The following is a 21,325-nucleotide window of genomic DNA, read 5'->3' on the forward strand; positions in this document are numbered from 1 at the left end:
AACGCAGCCGCCCGGAGGATGTTATGGCTTACCAAACTGTTGTGGTCAAAGAACCGCCGCTGCTTCGAGCGCTTCCCTATATCAGCGTCATTGCTTTCTTTCTGATTTGGGAAACCGCAGTGCGCTCGGGCATGATTCCCCAGACCCTGCTGGCCTCCCCGACGCAGGTCTTCCATGCTTTTATCGACAAGCTGACCAACCCCAATCCCGACGGGGCCGTGATGCTGACCCACTTCAAAACCAGCCTGACCGAAGCTTTCATCGGCTATGTGCTGGCGCTGCTGGTGGGTCTGCCCCTGGGGCTGGCCATGGGCTGGTTTAAAGTGGCCGAGGGCCTCTTCCGGCCTATTTTCGAGCTGATCCGGCCCATCCCGCCCATTGCCTGGATTCCGCTGACCGTGTTCTGGTTCGGCATCGGGCTGACAGGCAAGGTCTTTATCATCTGGATCGCGGGCATTGTGCCCTGCGTGATCAACGCCTATGTGGGCGTGCGCATGACCAATCCGGTTTTGATCCAGATGGCCAGGACCTACGGAGCCAACGACTGGCAGATATTCACCCAGCTTTGCATCCCGTCCTCCCTGCCCATGGTTTTCGGCGCGCTGCAACTTGCTCTGGCCTACTGCTGGACCAACCTGGTGGGCGCCGAGCTGCTGGCCGCCGATTCCGGCCTGGGCTTTCTGATCACCATGGGCGGCCGTGTGGCCCGGCCTGATCTGATCGTGCTCGGCATGATCTGCGTGGGCATTTCGGGCGCGATCATCGGGATCATCATCGACTATGTCGAAAAACGACTGCTGGCGGGCATCAGGAGGTAATTCATGAGCGGTTCTTCATCCATTGCCAACGAAACCGTTGACCACGCCGCAGAACGCGGACGGTTTACGTTCTACAAACTGATCACCAATACCTACTTTTTGTACGCCGTCTCGATTCTCGGCTTTTTCTGGCTCTGGCACTGGACGGCGGCCGAAAAGATCTTCCGGGACTCCCTGGCCACGCCCAAGGAAGTGCTGGACATGATGATCCGCCTGACCAGCATGAATTTCGCGGGCAGCAATCTCTGGGGCCACATCTGGGCCAGCTTCCAGCGCGTGCTCATCGGCTTTGTGCTGGCGAGCATCGTGGCCGTGCCCCTGGGCCTGTTCATGGCCCTGAACAAAACCGTGAACAGCATCGTCAAGCCGCTTTTCGACCTGTTCAAGCCCATGCCGCCCATCGCCTGGGTGTCCATTGCCATTCTCTGGTTCGGCATCGGCGAGTTTTCCAAGGTGTTCATCATCATCATCGGCACGTTCGTGCCCTGCCTGTTGAACGCCTACAACGGCGTGCGCCTGGTGGATCCGGACCTGTACGACGTCATCCGGGTGCTGGGCGGCACGCGCAAGGACGAGATCTTCCATGTCTGCTTTCCGGCCTCCTTTCCGGCGGTCTTCGCGGGCCTGCAGATTTCGCTCAGCGCGGCCTGGACCTGCGTGCTCGCCGCCGAGCTGATGAACTCCCGCGACGGCCTGGGCTTTTTGATCAAGCGCGGCATGGACACGCACCAGCCGTCCCTGGTTCTCAGCGGCATGCTGCTGATTGCGGCCGCGGCTTGGATAAGCTCCCTGGGCGTGGGCTTGCTGGAGCGCAAGCTCTGCCCCTGGAAGCGCAGCATTGACAATGTCTGATGCCACGGCCCGCAGCAATTTTGCTTTGAAAGTGCTCTGGCGCCTGCCCGAGCAAACGCCGCCACCAAGGCGCGCGCACCACGGTTGCGCGGTTCACCGCCGAAGCGGGCGTAGTAAAAGGATAGACACATGAGCGAGCAGAACGACAAGTGTGCGCCCACGCTGAAAATCCACTGTGAGGACATCAGCAAGACCTTCATTCAGAAGGGCAATCAGGAAGTGCCGGTGATCAGGGACATCACCCTGGATGTTTACGAAAACGAATTCCTGGTCGTCCTGGGTCCGGGCCAGAGCGGCAAATCCACGCTGCTGAAGATTATTGCCGGGCTGGAAATTCCGGACAAGGGCTATGTGACCCTGGACGGCGAGCCCGTGACCGGCCCCGGGCCGGATCGCGGCATCGTGTTTCAGAGCTACATGCTCTTTGCCTGGAAAACCGTGCGCGATAACGTGGAACTGGGCCTCAGACTGCGCGATGTGCCCGCGGCCGAACGGCACAACATCGCCGACCACTACATCAAGATGGTGGGCCTGCAAGGCTTTGAGAATCATTACCCCCACCAGCTCTCCGGCGGCATGAAACAGCGCGTGGGCATTGCCCGGGCCTATGCCAACTCGCCCAAGGTCATGCTCTTGGACGAGCCCTTCGGCCAGCTGGACGCCCAGACCCGCATGTACATGCAGGTGGAGACGGCCCGGATCTGGGAACAGGACAAACGCACCGTGCTCTTTGTCACCAACAATATCGACGAAGCGCTGTACCTGGGCGATCGCATTGTGCTGATGGAAGGCAAACTGCCGGGCACCATCAAGACCGAATACCCCATCAACCTGCCGCGGCCGCGCGAGCATACCTCCATGGAGCTTTTGGAACTGCGCGAGGAAATCATCGCCAATACGGAGCTGATTCTCTGATATGGCTGCGGGCACGCTGATCTTCAGCCTGCTGGCCGGGGGCCTGGGCGCGATCCTGGTCTGGTGGGCGGCGCGCGCCGTCTGTGCGCGTTTTGCCGCCGGGGTCGCCCTTCGCGGCAATGCGGAAGGCAACGGGCGGCCGCAAGAGGCTGCGGCCTTGGACAGCGGGCAGATCAGCACGGAAGAGATCAAGGCCGTCTACCGCCGGGTCTTTTGGCGACGCGTGGGCGGCATGCTGCTCTGCCTGGCGGCTTTTGGGGCATGGCTCATGGGCGCGCACTGGCTGACGAGCCTGCTGCTCGCGGGCATGGGCTGCCTGCTGCAATATCTTGCATACCGCTTGCGCACCTGCTATGCTTTGCGTATAGCTCAGCAAAAGCAAGAACAGGAGATGACGGCCATGAGCGGCGTCGCAACAGCCGGACCGCCCAGGGCTTCAATGGAAAAGAAACACCGCTGCCCGGTGTTGTAGAAGCGTATGGGGAAAGACGGCTCCCTGGAGCTGCCGACAGTTTGCGTCGAGGGTTACAGCCGTTGCCGTGGACGGCCCGCGTCCGGGCTTTTACGGAGTGCGAACGGACCCGGACTTAACGTGTTATTCAGGAGGATATGTATGTTGAAAAAATGGATTTCTCTGGCGCTGACCGCCGTCTTTGTGCTGAGCATCGCGGGCATGGCCATGGCCGCGGACAAGCTGGTCAAAGTGCCCACTGCCTGGATGGACGAGCATGAGACCTTTCTGATGTGGTATGCCAAGGAAAAAGGCTGGGACAAAGAAGCCGGCCTGGACGTTGAAATCAAATACTTCAACTCCGGCGCGGACATTCTGAACGCCCTGCCCTCCGGCGAATGGGTGTATGCGGGCATGGGCGCGGTTCCGGCCATGCTGGGCAATCTGCGCTACGACACCATTGTCATTGCCAACGGCAATGACGAATCCATGACCAATGGCGTGGTAGTGCGCAAGGACAGCCCCATTGCCAAGGTCAAGGGCTGGAACAAAGACTATCCCGACGTGCTGGGCAGCCCCGAAACCGTGAAGGGCAAAACCTTCCTGGTCACCACCGTGAGCTCGGCCCACTATGCGCTTTCCTCCTGGCTTAACGTCCTGGGCCTCAAGGACAGCGACGTGGTGATCAAGAACATGGATCAGGCCCAGGCCGTGGGCGCCTTTGAAAACAAGATCGGCGACGGCGTGGCCCTCTGGGCGCCGCACCTCTTCTTGGTTATGGACAAGGGCGGCGTGCTTGCCGCGGATCTCAAGATGTGCAAAAAGGGCAACCCCATCGTCTTGATTGCCGATGCCAAGTATGCCAATTCTCATCCTGAAATCACCGCCAAATTCCTGGGCATCTATCTGCGCGCCGTGAACATGCTCCAGAAGGAGAGCGCGGAAAGCCTGGTGCCCGAATACCGCCGCTTCTTCCTGGAATGGGCCGGCAAGGATTATGACAAGAAGCTGGCGCTCAAGGACATCCAGAAGCATCCCGTGTACAACCTGGACGAGCAGCTGGTGATGTTCGACGACTCCAAGGGCCAGAGCCAGGCCCAGGAGTGGCAGGGCGAAATCGCCGACTTCTTTACAACCGTGGGTCGCATCACTCCTGCGGAAGCCAAGAAGGTCCAGGACGGCAAGTATGCCACCAACAAGTTCCTGAAGATGGTCAAGACCCCGATCCCGGCTTACAAGTAAGTCTGAAGCGGCATAAAGCGCCGCGCTGACTGAAGGGCCTTCTCCCCTTGGGGAGAAGGCCCTCTTTTTTGCGGCATTCAGCCCGGACAACGCGTTTCCGGCAGAATCCATGCCGCTTGGCGGCTCCTGTCGCTTTGCGCCAGACTGGAAAAGGCAGCGCATCTAGAGCAGATTACCTTTGACTTTTTATGAAAGTCAAAGGTGGCATTCAGGCGAAAAACGCGGTTTTCGCCTGAATGTACGCCGCGTTGCGGCGGCTGCCGCTTTCGCGTCAGCAGAGCATTTTCAAAGAGAAAACGCTCTACTGCGCCGGGCTGCCGTCGGCGCGGCGCTCAAAGCGCGGCACGGGCAGATGGCAGCCGCCCCGGCCCGTGCGCTCCGCAAAGCGCTGATGGTACGCTTCCGCCGGGTAAAAGGGCCCGGCCGGGAGCACTTGGGTGACTACCTTGTAGCCCAGGTCTTTGAGGCGGGCGATCAATTTTTCGGCCACGGCCTTTTGCTCGTCGTTCAGATAAAAAACGGCCGAGCGATACTGTGAACCCACATCCGGCCCCTGCCTGTTGAGCTGCGTGGGATCATGCACTTCAAAAAAACGCCGCAGGATGTGCTCATACGAAACGCGTGAAGGATCAAAGCTGACCCGCACGGCCTCGGCGTGCCCGGTATCGCCCCGGCTGACATCCTCATATCTCGGATTTGCCGTCCGGCCGCCTGTATAGCCCGAAACAGCGTCGCAGACACCGGGCAGTTTGCGGAAGGCGTCTTCCACGCCCCAGAAGCACCCTCCGGCCACTATGGCCGTGCCGGAGCAGGGCGCGGCCCGCGCTGCCCGCGCGAAAGCGGCCTTTTCCTCCGGGCTGCCCGCAGGCGCAAAGCTCATGGACAGGGAATTGACGCAATGCCGGGTGTTCTTGCGGGTAAAGCCCTCGCCTTCAAAAACATGGCCCAGATGGCCGCCGCAATGGGCGCAGAGAATCTCCACCCGTTGCCCGTCTGCATCGGGCATGCGCCGTACCGCGCCGGGCACGGCATCGTCGAAAGCAGGCCAGCCGCAGCCGGAGTCGAATTTGTCTTCGGAATGGTAAAGCGGCATACCGCATTGGCGGCAGATGTACGTCCCGACGGCATGATTGTTCACATACTGCCCGGTATACGGGGCCTCGGTCGCCTTTCGCAACAAAACGTCCGCCTCGCGTTGCGTGAGCGGAGGCATGGGGAATGCAGCAGTCATATGCGCCTCTTGCGCGGCATCAGGCTGGGCCGCTGTTGCCGCCATGACCGGCCAGACCGGCCAGAACAGCAACAAGGCCGCAACAGCGCGCCGCAGCATGCTGAAAATTTTCTGATTCATACTCGTCCCTGCGCGCCCCAGGGCCGCAAAACGCGACCGGCGCGGGTTGTTTGTGGCAAGCAGCAACCGTTCCGCTGCTTGTATTTCCTGTATATGCCGCCCGCCTTGCCAGGGCAAGAGCCGCACATGCGCCGCAGCAGATTCCTGCTGCTCTAACGCTGTCGCCAGAGCGTTTTGCTGATTTCATTAGCAAAGCACTCTAAGGGCTTCAGTTGCGTGCAGAATAGTTTTACATCGCGCTTTCAAATTGCAAATTAATTTAGTTTATATCATAATACATTCTTAGAGGATGTTTATCCTTACAAAAATACTAGAGAAGATAAAAAGAGGCTCCGCATGTCCATCTCGAAAATATGTACTTTCTGGTCCAGGTGCACCCGCCGTCTTTGGTTTTATCCGGCCGTGTGCAGTGTGATTTCCATTCTCGCTGTCCTCTTCGCCGCCTTCGCGGACACTTTTCTGCCGCGTGATACCGCGCCCCTGGTCGACAAAGACATGCTCCAGGGCCTGCTCACCTTCATAGCCCCCACCATGCTGACCATCAGCACTTTTTCCCTGTCCATCCTGTATGCCACCTTTTCCTTCACCAGCAGCCACACCTCGCCGCGCGCCACAGACGTGCTGATCAGCGACGGCAGGGCCAATGAGGCCATTTCCGCTTTTGTGGCCGCCTTCATTTTCTCCCTGGTGGCGATCATCGCTCTGGGCCTGGGCTATTACGGCGCCACGGGCCGTCTGGTGCTCCTGCTGGAAACCGTCGTGATGCTGACATTTGTGCTCCTGGCCTTTCTGCGCTGGCTGCGAACGCTCTCGCTCTTCGGCAAATTGGATTATATCGTGGAACGGCTGGAAAATGTGACGTCCAGCGTCATGCGCAAGCACTTGCAGCGCCCGACCCTCGGCTGCCGGCCGGGACCGGAAGACACGCCCGCCGGCACGCCTCTTCATGTGCAGGGCACAGGCTACCTCCAGGAAATGGATTTAGGCGCGCTCAACACTCTGGCCGACGAGCTGGACACAAGCCTGCACCTGCTGGTGCGCAGCGGGCAGCGCGTGCATCCGGCTCTGCCGGTGGCGGTGCTGGCAACTTCCTCGCGGCTGACGGAAAAGCAGCAGCAAATCGTGTCCAGGGCTTTTACTCTGGGGCAAAGGCAGAACTTTACCCTTGATCCGTCCTTCGGCCTGCGGGTTCTGGCGGACATAAGCCAACGTTCCCTGGGCAAGAATGATCCGGGCACGGCCATGCACGCCGTGGACGCCGTGGGACGTATTCTGATTGACAATTTCAGCGAGGGCCTGGCCCCGGAGGTTGATCGGAGCCTGCGCTACCCTCGCCTGACCGCAAGGCCGCTCCAGACGCGCAGGTTTCTTGAGGACATATTTCCGCTGCTTACGCGCAATGCTGCTGATTGGCCGGAATTCACCGCCTGCCTGCGGGAGATGCTGGCCGCCGTGGCCGAGAATTGTCCGGGCCCGCTGGCGGACGCCGCACGGGCTTGCCTTCGGGCTCACGCCGCCGCCGATGCGGCAAAAACGGGCGCTGCCCAGTAGAGCATATTGCTTTTGAAATGCTCGCGCCGTGAAGCGCCGGAGCGAGCGTTTCAAAAAATATGCTCTGCGATGCGTTGTAAGTGGATGATTTTACATATCCAAGTATAATAATTGATTATTTTTTGCTCATGCTGAAAATTTGACGGCATGGCTGTGCTCAGGGGAGTATGAGAACTTCGGTCATAGAAAGAAGCACTAAAATATAAATTATTCAATAAAACTGTATTGATAAAAAAATATAAAAATTTTTAAAAATATTTGTTTACAACTTCAAAAATATACTTTATCTGATTCCTGAACCAACCTACTCTTTGTCACCGGGGCAGTCCCTTCCCCCCCAAAGGGGCTGCCCCCCCTCCCAGGCAGGCCTTACGCCGCGCGGTGGGAGTGAAAACGAGGTCGCCAGCGTATGGGTGAAAAAACACGTTCCACATGGAAAATCTCCTTAGAGCACTTTTTGATTGAAAATATCCATTTTCAATCACTTCGCTGCCATCATTTCGCGTCCAGAAAGCGGTATGGACGCTCATTCGGCGCGGGCCCCAGCTAACGCTGTCGCCAGAGCGTTGAGCTCATTTCATGAGCAAAACGCTCTAAAACTGAATGCACCATAAGGCGCATGCAGTTTATTGCACTCCCAAAATACCTGCCCCCTCTCACACCTCCCTCCCTTTGTCATGGGGCCGACTCATTGCACTACTGAGTCGGCCCTTTCTTCACTGTTCGCTGCCCTCGGCTTGCAGAACGAAAAAGAAGCTCAGTTGCCTGTGCGCAGCTGGCGGGATGGAACGAGACACGGTTTTTCTTTTCTTAGAGCAGATTACCTTTGACTTTTTATGAAAGTCAAAGGTGGCATTCAGGCGAAAAACGCGGTTTTCGCCTGAATGTACGCCGCGTTGCGGCGGCTGCCGCTTTCGCGTCAGCAGAGCATTTTCAAAGAGAAAATGCTCTGCCAGGGAAGCTGTGCACAGCCGATCTCTTCCATCTGGAGTTGCGGTTTGTTTATGGTGCAGCGCACGCAACAGAAAACGTCTAATGCATATTTTATAGATTAATATATATTTGATGCGAAAGCATATGCCCTGGCAGGCCATACGCGGCGGAATGCATCATTTTGTCTGAAAAAAAACCGCATATGTCGCATTTGCGATAGTACGCATGTTCCGCAAAGAGTAATGTACCCTTACATCTTTCAGTAAATATTCCATTGTCACTTCTGCGTCACGCCCGGCGGACGCTCCCCAAAAGCTCCACCGAAGCATAGCGGTTTCCCGTGCCGCCAGAAACGCAACACGCCGAATCCCGCGCGAAAGCGCACGGCGAAAGGAGGAAAAAGAAAATCACACAGGCTTTGTTCGATCATCACCACCCCAAGCGAGGAGTCGTCATGAAGAAACTGTTTTCACTGTTTTTATCCTTGGCTTTTATCCTGTCCTGCGGGTTTTCCACGGCGTCGGCAAAGACCTATGAGCTGAAAATCCAGACCTCCCTGGCCACCTCAAGCATGTATTTCAAGACGCTGGAGCGCCTGAAAAAAAATATTGAGGAGCTCTCTCAGGGACAAATCAAGGTCGAACTGTTCGCGGACGGCGCCATTGTCAAAGGTTTCGAGATTTTCGACGCCGTAAGCGAAGGCCTGGTCAACGGCGGCATGAGCTGGACGCACTGGGCCTCGGGCAAGCACCCCGCGGGCACGCTGTTTTCAGCCCCCATCGGCGGCCTGGGTTACGGCCTCGACCAGATGGCGCAGCTCTCCTGGATGTTTGAAGGCGAGGGCCTCAAACTGCTCAACGAATACTATCAGAACATCCTGAAGCTGGACATGATGTCCTGGCCCGTGCTGCCCATGGGTCCCGAATGCTTCGGCTGGTTCAACAAAAAATACACGTCCCACACGGAGATCAACAAACTGACGTTCCGGGCGCCTCCGGGCGTGCCCGCTGAAGCCTTCAAGGCAATGGGCATGCCCGTGGTGTCCATGGCCGGCGGCGATATCATCCCGGCCGCGCAGCGCGGCGCCATTGACGCGGCCGAATGGATCGCCCCGGGCGAGGACATCGTCATGGGCTTTCCCGAAATCTGGAAGCACTACTATCTGCAGGGCCTGCACCAGGCCATTTCCATCGGCGACGTGTACATCAACAAGACCTGGTTCGAGGCGCTGCCCAAGCACCTCCAGGCGGCCATCAACGTGGCCATGAAGGCCTGCGTCACCGATCAGTTGCTGAACGGCATCAAGGTCAACTCCCAAGCTCTGGAAAAGATGGTGCGCGAAGACGGCGTGGTCATCGAGGAAACTCCGGCCGACTACTACCCCGCCTTCATGAAGGCGGCGCGCACGGTCATCGCCAAGTACGCCAAGGATCCCTTCTTCAAGAAGGTGCACGACTCCCAGATCGCCTGGGCCAAGCTCACCGTGCCTTTCCAGGTGCGTTCCAACGGCCTGTATTACATGATGGGCAAAACCGCCATGGATGAGGGCATCATCACCGACTACAAATAAACGACTGGCGCGAACGCGCGGGAACCCTTGCTCCCGCGCGTTCGCGGCATGCCGCGCACGTCGACGGAAAACGTCGGTTTTTTCGCCGGACCGACCGCCCCGCACAACGACGGGAGGCTTGTTGCACAGGAGGACGTTATGTCTCAATCGCTTGAACTGGCCATGGCGCAGGTAGCGCCGGGCCCCAAAAAAATCGTCGCCGCCGTGGACGGGTTCAATGCCGGCGTGGGCAAGCTTACCGCATGGCTGGCCATCCCCATGATGCTTTCCATCATGTACGAAGTGATCATGCGCAATATCTTCACCGCGCCCTCCATCTGGGCCATGGACATGGCCATAATCCTCTACGCCATCCACTTCATGCTCGGCTCTCCTTACTGTCTGCTGACCGGCAACCACATCCGCACGGACTTCTTCTACCACGCCTGGTCGGTCAAAACCAAAGCCGCGGTGGACATGGCCAACTACATCATCTTTTTCTTTCCCGCGCATCTGGTCTTTCTGTATATCGCCATCGCCTATGCCTGGAAATCCTTCATACAGAATGAGGTTTCCGTCACCAGCCCGTGGATGCCGGTCATCTGGCCAGCCAAGTTCGCCATTCCCGTATGCGTGGCCCTGACCCTGCTGCAGGGAGTCTCTGAAGTGATCAAGTGCTGGTACCGCTGGAAGACCGGCCAAAATCTCTGGAACAGCGACCAACTCGGCGAAGCCAAGGACTAGCCGCCGGTCAGGGCATCTGAAGGAGATCACCCTCATGGATATATCAAATGAAATGCTGGCGGTCCTGTCTATCATCTCTATGTTCGGCCTGTTCTGTACGGGCTTCCCCATTTCCTACACCATGATTTTCAGCGGCCTGCTGTTCGGCTTTCTCGGCTTCGGCAAGCTGGTCTTCCACCTGCTGACCATCCAGTTCTGGCAGGTCATGAGCGACCCGGTCATGGGCGCCATCCCCTTCTTTCTGCTCATGGGCTATCTTCTGGAAGGCGCCGGGCTCATGGACAGGCTGTTCCGATCATTCCAGTTGCTGCTGGCGCGGCTGCCCGGCTCCCTGTACGGGGCCATCAGCCTGACGGGCACCATTTTCGCCGCGGCCACGGGCATTGTGGGCTCTTCGGTCAACCTGCTCTGCATCATGGCCGAGCCCTCCATGCGCCGCAGCGGCTACGACATCCGCATGGGCGCGGGCTGCATCGCCGCCGCCGGAACCCTGGGCATTCTCATCCCGCCCAGCATCATGCTGGTGGTGCTCGGCCCCATCATGGGTCTGCCCATCACGGACCTTTTCGCCGCCGCCATCCTGCCCGGCCTTCTGCTGGCGGGCATTTACATCGCCTATTCGCTGATCAGGTGCGCCATCTGGCCCAAGTACGGTCCGCCTCTGCCCAAGGAGGAGCGCGCCACCAGCATGGTTCGTGTATTCAAGGAGCTGTTCATCGGGGCGGTGCCGCTGGCCCTCCTCATTTTCGCCACTCTGGGCAGCATTCTCTGCGGCATCGCCACGCCCACCGAAGCCTCGGCCTGCGGGGCCTTCGGCGCGCTGGTTCTGGTGATCGCCTACGGCAAATTCACCTGGAAGGGAGTGTCCAAGGCCCTGCACAGCACCATTCTGCTTTCGTCCATGATCCTGATCATGATCGCCTCCTGCAATTTCTTCGGCGCCGTGTTTTCCCGTCTGGGCGGCGCGGTGGCTCTGTCCAACGCCCTGCTGGGCATGGATATCGCCCCCATGTTCATGCTGGTTCTGATCATGGCCATCATCTTCTTCATGGGCTGGGCCATGGAGTGGGTGCCCATCGTGCTCATCTTGGTGCCCCTGCTGATTCCCGTGGTGGAAGCCATGCACTTCGACAAGCTGTGGTTCTGCCTGGTGGTGGCCGTGACCTTGCAGACTTCCTGGCTCTCGCCGCCGGTGGCCCTCTCCTGTTACTTTATCAAGGGAAGCCTGCCGCACTGGCCGCTGAACGACATCTATAAAGGCATGTTTCAGTATATCGGCTGCCAGTTGGTGGGGCTTATCCTGATCATCATGTTTCCCGCCATCGTGACCTGGCTGCCCAATTATCTGAAACAATAACATCCGCCCGTGGGCGCGGCCGCGTCTTGGCCGCGTCCACGCCAACACCCGGAGTGCGCCCATGCGCATCAGCACCGTCCTGCTGCTCCTCTGCCTCCTGCTCCCGGCCGTGGCGCTCTTCCGGCCTCAGGCCGCTTTTGCCGGTCGCGAGATCCCCCGGACCTGCGTCACGGCAGCGCAATGCGCCACGGATCGAAAAAGCCAACCCGTACTCTTTGCCTCCTACATTTTCGGGCTGCCCAGGGCGCAGGCTGTGAAACTGCCGGGCGCGCGGCCCGGCCAGGGGGAATTCGCCAACGACGTCATCCTGCCCGAAGCCTCGTTCGCCGGGCTGTCCTGGACCGTGCGACTGGAGTTCCGCGAGGATGCGCTGGTGCGCGTGAGCCTGATGGGGGCCGGCGACGCCCAACGGCTTGCGGCGGTCAACAGCAGCCTGCGCGAGATGGGCTTTGAAATGCTGGCCATGCTCGCGGACGGCGCGCGTCTGGACTTTCCGGCCATCCTCAAGACCGGGGGCCCCGACGAATTGCAGCGCCGGATTAAAAATCTGCACGACAAAAAAAATCCGGTCCGCCTGAGCTACGCCTGGTTCGACACCCGGCAGATCAGCCGCGAGACAAAAGTCATGGCGCGCAATCTCTCCGAACTTTTGCAGGTGGTAGCGGCCGAAACGCGCGAAGCCGAGGTGACCCTGCTGGGCGACGGCAAGGGCAATGTGGTCCATATACTCGTGGATTTCAGCCTGCCGGTGCTGGAGCTGCAAACCTATAACCGGTAAAGCAGAGCCATTTTCCCAACGCAACCCACTCCAGGCAGCTCCGTTTTTATGACGGTGGAAAGGCCTGCCCGGCAACTGGCCGGGCAGGCCTTTTTTCTTTTGAAATTATTCTCATGGCCGGTTCCCGGCCTTTTCTCCGAAAAAAAGATGCGTGTCGCATTTGCGATAGAAAAACAGCCCCAAAAAGCAAAAACATGATGGCAACCGCCGGAAGGTGGAAAGCCTGCCGCATTGCCGCGGCATCCGTTCAGCCCGCCGCCGGGATCACTTCAGTATCAGGAGGAGTGCAAGACTATGTTTTCGAGTTTCCAAACCGTTGAGCGGGTGGTGTACGGCCGGGGCGTCGCGGCGAAACTGGGCGACGAGGTTCTGCGCCTGGGCTGCCGCAGCGTCGCCGTGATCACGGACAAGGGCCTGGTGAACGCAGGCATCCACACGCCGCTGCTCGAATCCCTCAAAAACGCGGGCGTGGACGCTCTGCTCTATGACAAGGCGGAGCTGGATCCCACGCCGGAATCCATTGAAAAGGCCGCGGCCTGGGTCAAGGCGAACAAGGTCGATCTGCTGGTGGGCCTGGGCGGCGGCAGCTCCCTGGACAGCACCAAGGCCACGGCCCTGCTGGCCGTGCATGAGGGCCCCATGAGCCGGTACTTCGGCCTGCATAAAGTGCCCTCGGCCTGCATGCCCACCATCCTGATTCCCACCACCGCGGGCACGGGCAGCGAAATGACCTCCAATGCGGTGCTCAATGATCCGATCACCAACTCCAAGCAGGGCACGGTCAGCGATTATCTCTACGCCAGGGTGGTCCTTCTGGATCCGGAACTGACCGTGGGCCTGCCGCCCTTTTACACGGCCATCACCGGTCTGGACGCCCTGGTGCACTGCATTGAGTCCTATGTGAGTCTGCATGCCACGCCCTTCACGGATGCCCTGAATCTTCAGGCCATGCGCATGATCTCGGACAACATCCGCAGGGTCTACGCCAACGGCGGCAATATGGAAGCGCGCGAGCAGATGCTCTACGGCGCGGCCATCAGCGGCATGGGCTTTTCCAACACTCAGAACGGGATCATTCACGCCCTGGGCATGTCCGTGCCCTCGGAGCATCATATCCCTCATGGCCTGATGATGGCGGTCTGCGCGCCCATGGGCATGACCTTCAACGCCCTGGCCGCGCCGGAGAAGTTCGCGGTCATTGCGGAAATCCTGGGCAGCGCGCCTGCCGGAGCCTCCACGCGCGAAAAGGCCAAGAGCGCCGCCGCGGGCTTTGTCAGCCTGATGGATGACCTGGACATCAAGCAGGGCCTGTCCAATTACGGCATCCGCCGCGAGGAGCTGCGCACCGTGGCCGAGCTGGGCGCGGCCTACAAGCGGCTGATGGACAGCAATCCGCGCAAGGGCACGGCCGACGTGCTCGAAAAGCTTTTGGAACAGTTTTATTGAGCAACGCTCGCGGCCGAGAACAGCGTAAACAGTCCGCACGGCCCTGCAACGCCACAGAACGCGGCAACACCCTCTCCGCGCGAACATGCAACTGCCCTTTGAGGCACAGGAGTTGACGATGTCCGACTTATCCTACGTCAAAATCAAAAACTTCATCAACGGCCAGTGGCGCGAGGAGCCGGGCGCGCCGGTCAAGCCACTGTACAATCCCTCCACCGGCGAGCAGATTGGCGAAGTGCCCATGTCCGGGCCGGAAGCCTGCGAGGCGGCCATCGCCACCGCCTGGGAAGCCTACCAGACCTGGCGCGAAGTGCCGGTGGCCAAGCGCGTGGCCTATGTTTTCAAACTGCGCGAGGGCATGATCCGCAATCATGAAAAGCTGGCCCAAGGCATTGCCTGGGACCAGGCCAAGCACATCTCCGAAGCGCGCGGCGAAGTGCAGCGCGTCATTGAGATTCTGGAATCCGCGTGCGGTACGCCCTCGCTGATCCAGGGCGACGTTTTGGATCAGGTCTCGGGCAACATTTCCGTCAAGGTGGTCAGGCAGTCCCTGGGCGTGTTCGGGGGCGTGGCGCCCTTCAACTTCCCGGCTCTGGTCTTCGGCTGGTTCATTCCCTACGCCATTGCCGCGGGCAATACCTTCATCTTCAAGCCTTCCACCCAGTCGCCCTATTTCATGCAGTTGATCTGCGAGCTCTTCCAGGAGATCGGGCTGCCCGCGGGCGTGGTCAACGTGATCCACGGCGACCGCTCCATCCCCGGCACCTGGTATGAAGATCCGCGCATGGCCGGGGTCTGCCTGGTGGGGTCCACTCCCACGGCCAAAAAGATGGCCGAGGGCTGCGCACGCGGGGCCAAGCGTTCCATGCTCCTGGGCGGGGCCAAAAACATGCTCCTGGTCATGGAAGACGCCAACATGGACATCTTTGTGGATAACTTCCTGAACTCCTGCTACGGCTCGGCCGGGCAGCGCTGCCTGGCCGGTTCCATTGTGGCCGCAGTGCCCGAGATCTACGACACGGTCATAGAGCGCATTCTGGAAGCCTCCAAAACCGTCAAAGTGGGCGACGCCTTTGATCCCGACGTCTACATGGGCCCGCTGATCTCCCGCGCCGCGGCCGACAATGTGGCGAAATATGTGGACATAGCCCTTGCCCACGGCAAATGTGAACTTATTCTGGATGGGCGCAACCCTGTCCTGCCCGAAAAGAACAAGAACGGCTATTTCGTCGGACCCACGATCATCAAGGACGTGACGCCCTGCAATCCGCTGTTCACCACCGAGGTCTTCGGGCCGCTGGTGGCCACCATCAAAGTGGCGGACATGGACGACGCGCTCAACCTGATCCGCGCCTCGGAATTCGGCAACGGCGCGTGCATCTTCACCCAGAACGCCTATTACATCGAGCGTTTCAGCCGCCTGGCCGACGTAGGCATGGTGGGCGTGAACGTGGGCATCTGCGCCCCTCATCCCTATGTGCCCTTCGGCGGCATCAAGGGTTCCCTTCTTGGCACAAACAAGGTACAGGGCAAGGATGGCCTGAACTTCTTCACCCAGAACAAAGTTACAACGGTGCGCACGCACCATCCCAAGGGCGCGACGCCCAAAGCCTCCACAAACAGCTCGGTACGATCCTGCGTGGCCTCATAAAGGCCGCGGCCTGAGCGGCGGGAGGGGCGTCCCTCCCGCCGGTTCGGAGCAGTTTATGGATATTGCAGCGACTCCAAAAAACATCTTAGACAGTGAAATGGCCCGCATCGGACATGTGGCGGATCTCAACCGGGAATGGGAAGACGTGCTGCACTATGCGGTCAAAGTCGTTTATCCCAAGGGCGCCGTCATCCCCCATCAGAAAGCCCGGGGCATATACTATCTGGCCAAGGGCTCGGTGACCATCTCCTACACTTCCTCCTGCGGGCGCGGGCGTCTGACCCTGTACATCGAACCCGGCTGCCTGTTCAACGAGGCGCGCACCCTTTCCGGCTATGATCCGGACGGGCGCTTTGTCTGCACCTCGGATGTGGAGGTCTGGCGCTTTCCCGAACATCTGCTGGAAAATGCCGACTTCGTGCGCGAGCATCCCGCGCAGATCGTCAACCTGCTGCGTTCCATGGGCGTGAAAATGCTCATCCACTACACCTTTCTCGCGGACATGGGCATCGGCAGCCATGTGGTGCATCTGTGCCGCTTTATTTTGAGCCTGGCGCGCAAGAACAGGAACAGCACAACCTTTCCCTGCCGCATGACCCAGCAGGAGGTGGCGGATCTGCTGGGCATCCACAGGGCCACGCTGGCCAGAGCCCTGCAGCGGCTCAAGCGGAGCGGCGCAATCACTTCCTTCACGTCCCGCAAGGTGCAGATCAGCGACTGGAACCTCCTGGTCGCCCTGGCCAGCCAATAGAGCGTTTTTTGATTGAAAATATCCATTTTCAATCAGTTCGCTGCCATCATTTCCCCGCAAGCGGGACAAGCGCCTGAAAAGCGTGATTTTCAGGCTCATTCGGCGCGGGCGGCTCTGCTTCCGGGGCCGCCTTTGCGCGGCAATGCGCCGCAAGGGCCTTGAAAGCCGCGGCGCGGCTCTCTTTTGAACAAGGTGGCCCCCATGCGGCGGCCGCGTCGGGCTCAGCGGGCATAGCCGTGAGGATGGTTTTTGTGCCACTCCCAGGCAGAAGCGATCATGTCTTCAAGGCCGGTTTCGGGCCGCCAGCCCAGAACTTTTGCCGCCCTGGCCGCCGAGGCCACCAGCCGGGCCGGATCGCCCGGTCGCCGCGGCCCGGCCGCGATTTTGATCTCCCGCCCGGTGACCCGGCGCGCTGCCGCGATCATTTCCATGACGGAAAAGCCCCGGCCATTGCCCAGATTGCAGATTTCGCTCGCCCCGCCGCGCCGCAGGTAGTCCACGGCGCGCAGATGCGCGTCGGCCAGATCCGTGACATCCAGATAGTCGCGGATGCAGGTGCCGTCCGGGGTAGGATAGTCCTGGCCGAAAACGGTGATTTGCTCGCGCAGGCCCAGAGGAACTTGCAGGATCAGCGGGATCAGATGGCTCTCAGGCCGGTGATCCTCGCCGATCTCCCCGCCGGGCCAGGCTCCGGCCACGTTGAAGTAGCGCAGGGAGACCGAACGGATGTGGTGAGCTTTGCCCACCCAGCGCATTATCGTCTCCATAATCAGCTTGCTCTCGCCATAGGGATTGCAGGGCCGGGTCGGATCGCTCTCCTCAATGGGCGTCCGTTCCGGCTCGCCGTAAACCGCGGCCGAAGAGGAAAAAACAAGTTTGTCCACATCATGCCGCAGCATGGCTTCCAGGAGCCTCTGCATGCCGTGCACGTTGTTGTTGAAATATTTCAGAGGGTTTTCCATGCTTTCGCCCACCAGGGAACTGGCCGCGAAATGCAGCACCGCGTCAATGTCGTTTTCGCCGAAGACCTGGTCCAGGATCGCGGCATCGCGGATGTCGCCCTCATAGAGCCGCGCCCCGGCAGGCACAGAACCGCGGTGCCCGGTCAGGAAATTGTCGATGATGATGGTTTCCTCGCCGCGCGCCAGCAGCGCGCGCACGTTGTGCGAGCCGATGTAGCCGGCCCCGCCGCAAACCAGGATGGCCATGCTTTCACTCCTCCCTCAATTGCCGCGCCGTCGGCATCAGAGCGTTTTGCTACTTTTAGTAGCAAAGCACTCTACATGCAATAATTTTGTCATGTTAGCATAAACGCGGGTAAGAGCCGCTTCGGCGGCGCGCGCTTCGCTCCCGCGAAGCCTGCGGAGAACCGGGAAAACTCTTGCCAAAACAGGGTAAACTATTTAAGACTCAAAAGCGTTTCCCGGCCGCTTTTTGAACCGGCAACGTCTGTAATGCGGCGTTTTCTCTCCACGATGGATTAGGAATATCCGAAGCGGAATAGAGACGGGCGTGCCGTGCTTGCAGCAAAAATGCGATCCGAGGCGCACAGAAAGCGAAGGTAAAATTGAAATACAGATTATAAGCGCCGCGATAGACGTTTGCATCTGCCGCAGGCCGCCCCTGGTCCTGGAGGATAGCGATATGACGCAAAAGAAAAATATGATCTTTGTCATCTTTGTGACGTTTACCGGGGCCCTGGCGGGCCTTTTGTTCGGCCTGGACATCGGTTCGGTTTCCGGGGCCCTGCCCTTTGTCGTTCAGGAATTCGCCATTGATCCCGCCGCCGAGGGCTGGGTGGTCAGCGTGCTGATGGTCGGCGCGGCCGTGGGCGCGGTGGGCGGCTCCTGGTTCTCCAAAGCGTTCGGGCGCAAAGCCGGTCTGCTCATGGCGGCCGCGCTCTTTGTCTGGGGCTCGGTGCTGGCGGCCTGGGCCCCGCTGGCGGGCTGGCTGATCGCGGGCCGCTTTGTGCTCGGTCTGGCCGTAGGCGTGGCCTCGTTCACCGCGCCGCTCTATCTTTCGGAAATCTCTCCGGTCCGCTTCCGGGGCGGGATCATTTCCCTGTACCAGTTGATGATCACCATCGGCATTCTGGCAGCCTATCTCATTGACACGGCTCTGAGCTCTTCCGGGGCCTGGCGCTGGATGTTCGGCATTCCCGCCATCCCTTCGGCCATGCTGCTTGCGGCCGTGCTTTTTTTGCCGCGCAGCCCGCGCTGGCTGGCCATGCGCAATCGCACGGACGAGGCGCGCGCAGTGCTGGCGCGCCTGCGCGAAACGCCCGGGGAAGCGCAGCAGGAAATGGACGAAATTCAGGAAAGCCTGGCCGTGAAGCAGGAAGGCTGGAAGCTTTTCAGGGCCAGCCCCAATGTGCGGCGCGTGGTGGGCCTGGGCATGCTCTTGCAGATTATGCAGCAATTCACGGGCATCAACGTGATCTTGTACTACGCTCCTAAAATCTTTCAGGAAGCGGGCTACGCCGGCATCCAGCAGCAAATGTGGGGCACGGTCATCGTGGGCCTGATCAATGTGCTGGCCACGTTCATCGCCATCGGGCTGGTGGATCGCTGGGGCCGCAGGCCCATGCTCACGCTCGGCTACACGGTCATGGCCCTGAGCATGGGACTGCTGGGCCTGCTGTTTCATCTGGGCACGGCCACGCCCGGGGCGCGTCTTTTCTCGGTGATGGTGCTGCTGGTTTTCATCATCGGCTTTGCCATGAGCTCCGGGCCCCTGGTCTGGGTGCTCTGCTCGGAAATCCAGCCTCTGAAAAGCCGCGAATTCGGGATCATGTGCTCCACGACAACCAACTGGCTGGCCAATGCCTGCATCGGCTACATATTCCCGGTGCTTTTGCAGTGGCAAGGCGCTGCAACGACCTTTTGGCTGTTCGCAACGTTCAACGCCCTGTTCATCTGGCTCACCGTCCGCCTGACGCCGGAAACCAAAGGCGTGAGCCTGGAACATTTGGAGCATAATCTTATGGCTGGAAAAGCCCTTCGGCATCTGGGCCGGCCGGTGGACGCCTGAACCGCATACGGACCGCAATCCTTCCGGATGGCGGCCCGTACTTTCGGGGGATTGTCATGTTGCAATCTAGAGCGGTTGCCGTTTTCAACAGCAAACCGCTCTAATGAAATGAGCAAAACGCTCTGGCGCGGGGTTCGGGCATGATCCACTGGCCCGGCAGGGGCGCGCTTATTTCCGCCCTGTCGCCCAGATAAGGATTGAAATAGCCGTAACGCAGCCAGGGGCAGAGCTTTTTGAGCCGTTTCATGAAGACCGCCAGCCCCATGCTCGGAGGCGCGGCGCAGGCCTGGTCGCCCTGGCCGCTGCTGATCAGCCTGATGTACCATTCAGGATCAATGTTCAGGTTACGCCACTGGACCATGCTCACCCCGTTTTCCCCAATCAGCCGGGCCAGGGCGGCCAGTTCTTCCTCGGTATCCGTGACGCCGGGAAAGAACAGGAGATTCAGCGAAACAAAAATTCCGCGGGCGCGCGCTTCCCGGATGGAGGCCCGCACATCGGCAAAGGTGTAGTCCACAGGCCGGTAATAGCGTTGATACAACGCCTCACGGGCGCTGTTGCAGCTCACCCGCAGGCTGGTCAGCCCGGCCTCGGCCAGCCTGGCCACGGCCTCTGGTCGTGAGGCGTTGGTATTGCAGTTCACCGTGCCGCGGCCGCCGCCGGCCCGGAAGAGACGCACGCTTTCCGCCAGCAAATCCGCGTTGATCAACGGATCCCCTTCGCAGCCCTGGCCGAAGGAATACACAGGACTGCCTGTTTCCCGGCGCTCATGCAGTTGCATGACTTCCACGATCTCAGCCGCTTCCGGGGTGAAGGTCAGGCGGCACTGCGGCGTCACGGTCAGGGGCGAATCCTTGTCCTGCGCGGAAATACAGCCCACGCAGCGCGCATTGCAGGCCCGCGAGGTGGGCAGCGGGGCCTCGAAACGGCCCAGGGCGAAGTTGCGCGCCGCCGGGCAATCATAGCGCGCCACGCAATTATCCAGGATATGCCGGATCAGGCGATTGGCGGGGTGATCCCGCAAAAGATCGCGCGCGCATTTTTCAATGCGCCGGCGCGGGATGTTCCGAAATTGCTGGCGCGGATCCGCATCCACCTTGCGCGCGCAGACGTAAAAGCGCCCGCGGGCAAAGCCCACGGCTCCATACGCGAAGAGAGGCAGCAAAGGCGCATGGGCGTCGCTTTTGAAGGCCGGGTGCGCCGAAAGCGTGTGCGCGGGCGCGGCAAAAGCGGCCACGGCCAACTCCTCCTGGATCTCGATCTCGCCGCTTTGCGGATCAAGGCCTGCGGCCCGGCGACCCGGCAGGAGAAAAAGCTCGCTTTCCTCCGGCAGGGGCATGAGCTCGTCAGGCCGCGGCAGGCCCCATTGCGCGCCCCTGCGGCAAACCATCAGCAAATCCGGGTGATCATAGATATTGCCGCGCTCGTCGGCCATGACCAGATGCGGCTCAAGACGCTGCGCGGCCATAAAACCTCCTTGCCCAAGCCGGAATGAGCGTATATAAGCGGAACAGCGACACGCGGTCGCATCTTCCGAGGCCGCGTCCCACGCACAGCGACGTTGCGAGGCCCGCCATGTTTTCCATTATGCTGTTCATTTTTTTGTGTTTCTCAGGGATGCTGGCTGTATTGTACCACCTGCTGCGCAGCCAGGAGCGGCTCTGCCGCGCGTTGCGCGACGAACACGCCCAGTTGCGCGTGCTGCTGCGGGCCGTGGAATCACGCCTGGACAGGCTTGACGGCAGCACGGCCCCAAGGCCCACGCCGACGCAAGCCGCCCCTGCGGACGATCCCTTGCTGCATCTGAGCTTTGAAGCGCCGCGCCCGGTGCAGACGCCCGTCACCGATCCGGCTCTGGATCTGCACTTTGACCCGCCCACGAACGGGCGGGCAGGCGACTCCTGAT

Annotated in this window: 20 protein-coding genes; 17 read left to right on the forward strand and 3 right to left on the reverse strand. The window is 60.0% G+C overall.

All coding sequences use genetic code 11. The features are described from left to right. Window positions 1-23 precede the first annotated feature (23 nt). The 5 genes from G7Y51_RS05495 (at window position 24) to G7Y51_RS05515 (ending at window position 4,278) form a co-directional block, all read left to right on the forward strand. The gene (locus tag G7Y51_RS05495) at window positions 24-818 is read left to right on the forward strand and encodes an ABC transporter permease (protein ID WP_165072594.1); all 795 of its coding nucleotides are present in this window, start codon (window positions 24-26) and stop codon (window positions 816-818) included. 3 nt (window positions 819-821) lie between these two features. Further along, window positions 822-1,670 carry an ABC transporter permease gene (locus G7Y51_RS05500; protein ID WP_165175368.1) on the forward strand — a complete coding sequence of 283 codons (849 nt, stop codon included), beginning with the start codon at window positions 822-824 and terminating at the stop codon, window positions 1,668-1,670. Between the two features lie 129 nt (window positions 1,671-1,799). Further along, window positions 1,800-2,585 (forward strand): ABC transporter ATP-binding protein, encoded by a 786-nt coding sequence (locus G7Y51_RS05505; RefSeq protein ID WP_165072598.1) that lies wholly within the window; start codon window positions 1,800-1,802, stop codon window positions 2,583-2,585. 1 nt (window position 2,586) lies between these two features. Beyond that, window positions 2,587-3,057, forward strand: a complete 471-nt coding sequence (locus G7Y51_RS05510) for a hypothetical protein (protein ID WP_165175369.1) — start codon at window positions 2,587-2,589, stop codon at window positions 3,055-3,057. Window positions 3,058-3,198: 141 nt separating this feature from the next. Then, window positions 3,199-4,278: an ABC transporter substrate-binding protein gene (locus G7Y51_RS05515; protein WP_165175370.1), complete on the forward strand. Its 1,080-nt coding sequence runs from the start codon at window positions 3,199-3,201 to the stop codon at window positions 4,276-4,278. A gap of 301 nt (window positions 4,279-4,579) precedes the next feature. On the opposite strand, the gene G7Y51_RS05520 is transcribed toward G7Y51_RS05515, so the two are convergent. Beyond that, window positions 4,580-5,629 carry a bifunctional methionine sulfoxide reductase B/A protein gene (locus G7Y51_RS05520; protein ID WP_206214256.1) on the reverse strand — a complete coding sequence of 350 codons (1,050 nt, stop codon included), beginning with the start codon at window positions 5,627-5,629 and terminating at the stop codon, window positions 4,580-4,582. Between the two features lie 336 nt (window positions 5,630-5,965). On the opposite strand from G7Y51_RS05520, the gene G7Y51_RS05525 reads away from it, so the two are divergent. From G7Y51_RS05525 to G7Y51_RS05570, 10 genes are all read left to right on the forward strand, one after another. After that, entirely contained in the window at window positions 5,966-7,180 is a 1,215-nt protein-coding gene (locus tag G7Y51_RS05525; RefSeq protein ID WP_206214257.1) for a DUF2254 family protein, read from the forward strand. Window positions 7,181-8,006: 826 nt separating this feature from the next. Beyond that, on the forward strand, window positions 8,007-8,216 hold the full coding sequence (locus tag G7Y51_RS13560; RefSeq protein WP_206214258.1) for a hypothetical protein: 210 nt from the start codon (window positions 8,007-8,009) through the stop codon (window positions 8,214-8,216). A 351-nt stretch (window positions 8,217-8,567) separates the two neighbouring features. Then, window positions 8,568-9,683 (forward strand): TRAP transporter substrate-binding protein, encoded by a 1,116-nt coding sequence (locus tag G7Y51_RS05535; protein WP_165175374.1) that lies wholly within the window; start codon window positions 8,568-8,570, stop codon window positions 9,681-9,683. 138 nt (window positions 9,684-9,821) lie between these two features. After that, window positions 9,822-10,406 (forward strand): TRAP transporter small permease subunit, encoded by a 585-nt coding sequence (locus tag G7Y51_RS05540; protein WP_165175376.1) that lies wholly within the window; start codon window positions 9,822-9,824, stop codon window positions 10,404-10,406. A 34-nt stretch (window positions 10,407-10,440) separates the two neighbouring features. Continuing rightward, entirely contained in the window at window positions 10,441-11,763 is a 1,323-nt protein-coding gene (locus G7Y51_RS05545) for a TRAP transporter large permease subunit (RefSeq protein ID WP_206214259.1), read from the forward strand. A gap of 61 nt (window positions 11,764-11,824) precedes the next feature. Further along, complete coding sequence (locus tag G7Y51_RS05550) at window positions 11,825-12,541, forward strand: hypothetical protein (protein WP_165175378.1); 717 nt, start codon at window positions 11,825-11,827, stop codon at window positions 12,539-12,541. Window positions 12,542-12,589: 48 nt separating this feature from the next. Then, the gene (locus G7Y51_RS05555; protein ID WP_165175380.1) at window positions 12,590-12,739 is read left to right on the forward strand and encodes a hypothetical protein; all 150 of its coding nucleotides are present in this window, start codon (window positions 12,590-12,592) and stop codon (window positions 12,737-12,739) included. 96 nt (window positions 12,740-12,835) lie between these two features. Further along, window positions 12,836-13,987 carry an iron-containing alcohol dehydrogenase gene (locus G7Y51_RS05560; protein ID WP_165175382.1) on the forward strand — a complete coding sequence of 384 codons (1,152 nt, stop codon included), beginning with the start codon at window positions 12,836-12,838 and terminating at the stop codon, window positions 13,985-13,987. A 118-nt stretch (window positions 13,988-14,105) separates the two neighbouring features. Next, window positions 14,106-15,638 (forward strand): aldehyde dehydrogenase family protein, encoded by a 1,533-nt coding sequence (locus G7Y51_RS05565; protein WP_165175384.1) that lies wholly within the window; start codon window positions 14,106-14,108, stop codon window positions 15,636-15,638. 55 nt (window positions 15,639-15,693) lie between these two features. Then, window positions 15,694-16,389 carry a Crp/Fnr family transcriptional regulator gene (locus G7Y51_RS05570; RefSeq protein ID WP_165175386.1) on the forward strand — a complete coding sequence of 232 codons (696 nt, stop codon included), beginning with the start codon at window positions 15,694-15,696 and terminating at the stop codon, window positions 16,387-16,389. A gap of 221 nt (window positions 16,390-16,610) precedes the next feature. Here the strand turns inward: G7Y51_RS05570 and galE are convergent, their stop codons facing one another. Next, window positions 16,611-17,597, reverse strand: coding sequence for a UDP-glucose 4-epimerase GalE (gene galE / locus G7Y51_RS05575; protein WP_165175388.1), 987 nt, complete (start codon window positions 17,595-17,597; stop codon window positions 16,611-16,613). Window positions 17,598-18,033: 436 nt separating this feature from the next. On the opposite strand from galE, the gene G7Y51_RS05585 reads away from it, so the two are divergent. Next, window positions 18,034-19,419, forward strand: coding sequence for a sugar porter family MFS transporter (locus G7Y51_RS05585; protein ID WP_165175390.1), 1,386 nt, complete (start codon window positions 18,034-18,036; stop codon window positions 19,417-19,419). Window positions 19,420-19,519: 100 nt separating this feature from the next. Here G7Y51_RS05585 and G7Y51_RS05590 read toward each other — a convergent pair whose 3' ends face one another. Beyond that, entirely contained in the window at window positions 19,520-20,887 is a 1,368-nt protein-coding gene (locus G7Y51_RS05590; RefSeq protein WP_165175392.1) for a radical SAM protein, read from the reverse strand. Between the two features lie 107 nt (window positions 20,888-20,994). Between G7Y51_RS05590 and G7Y51_RS05595 the strand changes: the two genes are divergently transcribed. Then, window positions 20,995-21,324, forward strand: a complete 330-nt coding sequence (locus tag G7Y51_RS05595; RefSeq protein WP_165175394.1) for a hypothetical protein — start codon at window positions 20,995-20,997, stop codon at window positions 21,322-21,324. Window position 21,325 lies beyond the last annotated feature (1 nt).

It is taken from the genome of Desulfovibrio sp. ZJ369, from assembly GCF_011039085.1.
Taxonomy (GTDB): domain Bacteria; phylum Desulfobacterota; class Desulfovibrionia; order Desulfovibrionales; family Desulfovibrionaceae; genus Desulfovibrio.